This is a genomic window from Candidatus Paceibacterota bacterium, from assembly GCA_028716825.1.
Classification (GTDB): domain Bacteria; phylum Patescibacteriota; class Minisyncoccia; order Minisyncoccales.
This window is the reverse complement of record JAQUPA010000004.1, coordinates 33,058-39,282: the sequence shown is the minus strand read 5'-3', so window position 1 is coordinate 39,282 and position 6,225 is coordinate 33,058. Positions and strand designations below refer to the sequence as shown.

Here is a 6,225-nt window from a genome sequence, read left to right as displayed (position 1 = left end):
ATGGTAAACTTTTTTAAAAAGAACTATTTTTTTAGAAAATGACAAAAGAAGAAGAACTTCAGAGAGAATCTAATTTTATTATGCTTATAAGAAGATTAATTATAGGCGCTTTTATAATTTTGGGCATTGTTTTAATTAAAACAAATTTAGTAAATATTCCTTGGGCGTTTATTGTATGGTTGATTTTTTGGCTTCTAACTACTTTTCCTTTTGAAATCGCCTTAAAGAAAATAAAGGAACAAAAATCAATAGAAAATGCTAACTTTCTTTATTTTGTTCTTGAGTGTCTTTTTTTAACTATAGGTATTCACTATATAGGAGGAATTTCTTGGTGGGGAGGTATTTTTTATTCAATAACAATTATTTTTGCTCATTTTATGCTTCCGCGTAAAAAAGCAACAAATTTAACGTTAATTGCAGTTTTTATTTTCTTTAACGGACTTGTTATGTTGGAATTTTTTAACATAATACCGCATTTTTCTTCATTTGGGACGAAACCTCATAACGATATTTTATATGTAGCATCAACACTTTTTATGACAGACTTTTTTTTAATGTTCCTGGCGGGAGTTTTGGGTGTTTTTTCAAGCGCTTTGAAAAAAAAGAAAAAAGAAATTGAACTAGCTATGGATCAAACAGAAGAAGAAAAAATGGTTCTTGAAGTTAAAGTAAACGCAAGAACTAGGGAAACAAGAGATTTCGCAAATGAATTAGAAAATAAGGTTTCTGAAAGAACGGCAAATCTTGAGAAAAGAATAAAAGAGTTAGAAAAATTTAGCCACCTCACAAAAGGGAGAGAAGAAAAATTAGTAGAATTAGAAAAAGAGGCAGAGAGGATTAAAACTTCTCTTTATTCTACAAAAAGAGTTTAATTTAATTTTAATATGTTAGTTAAGGAGCAAGAAATAAAAGATTTAATTCGTCAAAGTCGTATTGGATCACGATTTAGACTTTTGATTGTGGGAGGGGGCATTATAATCTTCCCCTTAATAGCTAATACTTTAAAGCTTAACTCCGACATTATTTTAAGATTTGTTTTTATTTTTGTTGGTTATTTAATAATAATTGGTATTCTAAATTTCCTTATAAGAAAACAAAAAAAAGAAAAAAGAATATATGAATTAAATTTTTTGCATATTATTTTAGACTTTTCTTTTATCGCGTTTTTAATGCATTATGGAGGCGGGATAAGTTGGATAATTCCTTTTTTATATGTAGGTGCTTTAGCCTTTGCCTATATTGTTCTTCCTCGCACAGAAGCCTTTTTTCTGACATTTTTTTTATTATTAATGGTGAATGGATTAGTAATTCTTGAATATTTTGGGATTTTAAACCACCATTCAATGTTTGCAAGTTTTGATCTTTATAATAATTTTAAATATGTTTTGGCTACTCTTTCTGCTTTTTTTGGACTGATCGTATCTGTGGCCATAACGTTGAATTTTTTTGCTGGGAGCATAAGAGAAAAAAATAATCTTTTAAAAGAGAGAGCAAAAGAGACTCAAGAGATAAAGGATGGATTAGAAATCAGGGTGCGTGCTCGGAAAAAAGAACTTGAGGAACTTACAAAAAAATTAGATTCAGAAGCTGAAAAAAAGGCAAGAGAGTTAAAAGAGAAATTTAAGGAACTTCAAGGAATTAATCAACAAACCATAAAGCGGGAATTAAGGATGTTAGAGTTGAAAAAAGAAATTAAAGAATTAAAAAAAATAAAGACCTAAAATGATAAAACTTACCAAAGAAGAAGTTGATAGGTTGATGAAGCTTAAGGGGAATGTAAAAGGAGCAATATTAAAAGGCCATTTTGAATATATTAAAGATTTAAAAGGGGAAGGAGGGGTTGGAGAAGTCGAGAAAAGGATAAAAGAATTAGGTTATCCGATTAAAGAAAAAGACGTTGACAAAATAAGATGGTATTCAGAGGGTTTAGCGTGTTTAGTGGTGCTTGTCGCAGCCGAGCTGTTTAAGTGGGAGGAGCAGGATGTTTTTAAAATGGCTCATGAAGCTCCTAAATATTCTTTTATAGTCAAATTATTAATGCAGCATTTTGCTAAAATAGAAAAAAGTTTTAAGATGGCGCCAAAATATTGGCGTCAGCATTTTGATTTTTCAGAGATGGAGACAGTTGGTTTCAATGAAAAAGAAAAATATGGAATAATTCGAATAAAAAATTTTCATAAATATCATCCTTTGATTTGTATTTATCATCAAGCATATTTTCAAAAGATAGCCGAAATTATGATTGCAGAAAAGAAAGTGAAGGTAGAACATACAAAATGTCTTTTTAGGGGAGATTCTTATGAAGAATTTAAGATAATATGGGGTTAATTTATGATTAAAAAAGAAGAATTAGAAAAGTTATTAAAATTAAAGGGCAAAATTAAAGGAGTTTTTTTACAAACAGACGCAAAATACATTATTGAAAATGAAGGAGAAGAGGGTCTTTTGAGACTTGAAGAAAAAGTAAAAGAAGTAGGTAATTATTCTTTAGATTATAGGAACGCAAAAGCCATGGAATGGTATGATGCGGGTTTAAGGCCTATTTCTCTTCTTTTAATAAAGGATGTTTTTGGATATAATGATAAACAAATAAGAGAAATGGGTAGAATGGCGGCAAAATTTTCTTTTATTATTAAGCTCTTTGTTAGATTTTTTGCCTCTATTGAAAAGCTGGTCGAACGAATATCTGATTATTATAAAATGCAATACAATATTGGGAAGTTAGAAGTTGTTAATTTTGATAATGAGGGTAAGAAATTATCTTTAGCGTTAAAAAATTTTAAAATTCATCCCCTTGTTTGTTTGTATCTTGAGGGTTATTTTCAAGGAGTAGGAGAACTCGCTTTAAAGGGGGATGTTACTTGTAAAGAAATAAAATGTATTTTCAGAGGTGATTCTTTTAATGAATATTTAGTTCAATGGTAATATGGTAGTAGATAAAAAATTAAGTCCGGAAGAAGAAATAGTAGATGCCTTAGAGCAAGATTTAAGAGAGCTCGAATCTTATATCCAAGATTTTTGGCGTTTTTTGCCTTTGCCAATTTGCTATATTAATCCTGTTCACAATATTTTAGATGTAGATGATTGTCTTGTTAATTTTTCTGGTTATAAATCTACGGAAATAGTTGGAGAAGACATTAAGATTTTATTTAAAGAAAACACCGAGATTGAAGATTTGAAAAAGAAAATATTAAAAGAAGAATCAGCTCCCGTTAAAAGAATAAATTTTTTAACGAAAGATAAAAAAGAAATTCCGGTAAGCATTTCTGCTATGGCAAGAAAAAGCGAAGAAGGTGAGGTGATTGGTTATTTTTTGTCGATTGTTGATCTTACAGAAACTGTAAATTTTCAGGAAAAGCTTCAGGAAGAAGTAGATAAAAAAACAAGAGAGCTTCAAGAAAAAGTAGAAGAACTTGAAGCATTTCATAAAATAGCAGTAGGGAGGGAATTAAAAATGATAGAGCTTAAAGAAGAAATTGCAAAGTTCAAAAAAAATAATTTATAAAAATAATCAGACAATATGAGCAAAGAAAAATGTAAATTTTGCGAAATGGAATTTATAACTAAAAGAGGGTATGTTTGGTATCCAAATGGAACATGGGGTAAAAAAGGAGGGCTCTTTTTGGTTTTTATTGGGAAAGAAGAATTACTTAATATTTTTAAAGAGATAGAAAGGCAATTAGGTCGTCCTATAGATAAATTAATTACTCTTGCTAAAAGAATTGTTACGATAAATGTTGTAGATGAGGAGTTTTTAGGCCGTTTTATGAGATTTTTAGTTCGTTTAAGACTGGTTAATGGTAACATGCTTAAAAATACTTTAAATAAAAAACTTACTTCATCTATAGGGTGGGGTGTTTGCGACGAAGTTAAATTAAATTACAAAGAAAAAAAAGCGTCTTTCAAGTTCAGAAATTACCCATCCATTGCTTTAATAGAAGGAGCAATAGGAGGTATTGTTCAATATATGTTTAGATTAGAATCAGTAAAAATTACTTCTCAGAAAAAAGACGGCACTCTTGAGACTAAAATAGAACCAAAGGATAAAGAATCAGAGCTAGCAAAATATATTCAGAATCCAGCACCCGCCTCGAAATCGGAATTTTTACCAGGTAATATTAATTATAATTTGTGTCCAAACTGCAAAGTACCGAAAGAATTTTCCGATCGTTATAAATGGGACATGTCAGGGGGAAAGATAATCCATAAAAACACAAAGAAAGATTATTTACTTTTTACAAGATATGCAATTGAGGCTATCTTTAATCTTCTTATAAAAGAATTAGGAGATGATATTAAAGATATAATATTAAATGCAGAAAAAAAGTACATAAAAGAAAATCTTATTTTCTCCAGCAATAATAACACTGAAGATTACAGAGAAACATTAAACGTTAAAGAATTCGGACTTAAGGGGTGGGGTAATTTTGTTGCTGTAAAAAAAGAGAACAATAATTTAGTAGTCCACGTAGATAATCCTTTTAATGAAATAATAATAGGCGGCTTAATTCTTGGTTGTTATGAAGCTATAGAGAATAGAGAAGGGAATATTAAATGGAAAAAAGAAAAAGAAAATTCTGTAATATTTAAAGTTTTACCAAAATAAAAAATGAAAAATCCAAGCACAAAAAAAGGCTTTGGGGCCGAAAAAGAAATTTTAAAAAAAGTTCAAGAGATACTTTATCCAAAGATTGGAGAAGTTATTGCTTCTTCGTCAATAAGAGTAAATTGCCAAAGAATGGGAATTAATCCCGATGAGCTTACAGAAGATAAATTAAATATCTTCGCTGACAATATGAAAGTCAGTTTACTTCTATTCTTAGATGAATCAGAGGCAGAAGAAATTTCTCAAAAAATAAAAGAAATACAATAAAAATGCAAGAAGAAATTACAAAAAATAGAAAGCCTTTACTTGAAATTTCAAGTCAGGAATTAGACGCCTTTATAAAAAGAGCCACAGAAAGGCTGGAAATTAAAATCAAGGATCTTGCTAAGGGAAAAGAAGAATTAGAACAAAAGATTTCCAAAAGAACTCAAGAGATAGAAGCAAAAGCTAAGGAGGCTGACGATTCAAGAAGAGCATTAATGAATATTTTGGAAGATGTCGAAGAGACAAGGTTAGAAGCGGTGCGAGAAAGAGATAAAACAATATCTGTTATAAATAGTTTTATTGATGGTCTTATAATAGTTGATAAAAATAATAATTTAGAATTAGTAAATCCCGCTGCGGAAGATTATTTTGATTTAAAAAAGGAAGAGATAAAAGGGAAAAACATTCAGGAATTAAAGAAGAACGTTCCCCTTGCAGGTGCATTAGAATTATTTTTTAAAAATGGTAGCGTTAAAGAAATAGACAGAGGAGAATTCTCGCCTAAAAAAGAAGTTACAATGGAGGTTACAACAATATCTTTGAAAGACGAGGAAGAAAATTTTGGGCACTTGATAGTTTTTCATGATATTTCAAGAGAAAAAATGGTCGAAAGGCTTAAGACAGAATTTGTTTCAGTTGCCGCACATCAACTAAGGACCCCCTTATCTGCTATAAGATGGAGTATATCCTTATTAAAAGAAGAAAATTTATCCAAAGAAGACAGTAAAGAATTGATAGAAAAATGTGCTCAATCAAATGATAGAATGATAAGTCTTGTTAATGATCTTTTGAACGTAAGCCGCATCGAAGAAGGAAGATATGTTTATGAACTTGAATCAAAAGATATATTAGAAATAACTAAAAAAAGCATACAGTCTGCAAGAGAAGAGGCAAAAAAGAAAAAAGTTGAATTTAAGTTTATTCTTCCTAAAGAAAAAGTGCCTCAAGTAAAAGTTGATAATGAAAAAATTAGCCTTGCAATTCAAAATTTAGCAGAAAATGCTACTCATTACACACAAGAAGGGGGTAAAATATTATTCAAGATAGATTATAATAAAAAAAGAAGTGAAATTTTATTTACTATTAAAGATGATGGTGTTGGTATTCCAAAAATCCAACAGAAAAGAATTTTTACTAAGTTTTTTCGAGCAGAGAATGTTATGCGCATGGAGACAGAAGGTTCGGGTCTTGGACTTTTTATCACAAAAAACGTCATTGAATCACACGGGGGAAAGGTTTGGTTTGATTCAGAAGAAGGCAAAGGGACAATTTTTTACTTTACTCTTCCGGTCAACAAAGAAAAGTTTGGTAAATTCTTAGAAGAGTTTTAAAATAATAGAATATTTAAACCATAA

Annotated in this window: 8 protein-coding genes; all 8 read left to right on the top strand. The window is 29.8% G+C overall.

The features are described from left to right. Window positions 1-38 precede the first annotated feature (38 nt). The 8 genes from PHI88_01295 to PHI88_01260 are packed head-to-tail and all read left to right on the top strand — an operon-like array spanning window position 39 to window position 6,201. Window positions 39-872: a hypothetical protein gene (locus PHI88_01295; protein ID MDD5551784.1), complete on the top strand. Its 834-nt coding sequence runs from the start codon at window positions 39-41 to the stop codon at window positions 870-872. Window positions 873-884: 12 nt separating this feature from the next. Further along, window positions 885-1,721 (top strand): hypothetical protein, encoded by an 837-nt coding sequence (locus PHI88_01290; GenBank protein MDD5551783.1) that lies wholly within the window; start codon window positions 885-887, stop codon window positions 1,719-1,721. 1 nt (window position 1,722) lies between these two features. After that, entirely contained in the window at window positions 1,723-2,328 is a 606-nt protein-coding gene (locus PHI88_01285; protein MDD5551782.1) for a hypothetical protein, read from the top strand. 3 nt (window positions 2,329-2,331) lie between these two features. Then, entirely contained in the window at window positions 2,332-2,925 is a 594-nt protein-coding gene (locus PHI88_01280; GenBank protein MDD5551781.1) for a hypothetical protein, read from the top strand. A 1-nt stretch (window position 2,926) separates the two neighbouring features. Continuing rightward, window positions 2,927-3,505: a PAS domain-containing protein gene (locus PHI88_01275; GenBank protein MDD5551780.1), complete on the top strand. Its 579-nt coding sequence runs from the start codon at window positions 2,927-2,929 to the stop codon at window positions 3,503-3,505. Window positions 3,506-3,520: 15 nt separating this feature from the next. Beyond that, window positions 3,521-4,606, top strand: a complete 1,086-nt coding sequence (locus PHI88_01270) for a hypothetical protein (GenBank protein MDD5551779.1) — start codon at window positions 3,521-3,523, stop codon at window positions 4,604-4,606. Between the two features lie 3 nt (window positions 4,607-4,609). Further along, window positions 4,610-4,873 (top strand): hypothetical protein, encoded by a 264-nt coding sequence (locus PHI88_01265; protein MDD5551778.1) that lies wholly within the window; start codon window positions 4,610-4,612, stop codon window positions 4,871-4,873. Window positions 4,874-4,875: 2 nt separating this feature from the next. Beyond that, window positions 4,876-6,201, top strand: coding sequence for an ATP-binding protein (locus PHI88_01260; GenBank protein ID MDD5551777.1), 1,326 nt, complete (start codon window positions 4,876-4,878; stop codon window positions 6,199-6,201). Window positions 6,202-6,225: the final 24 nt, after the last annotated feature.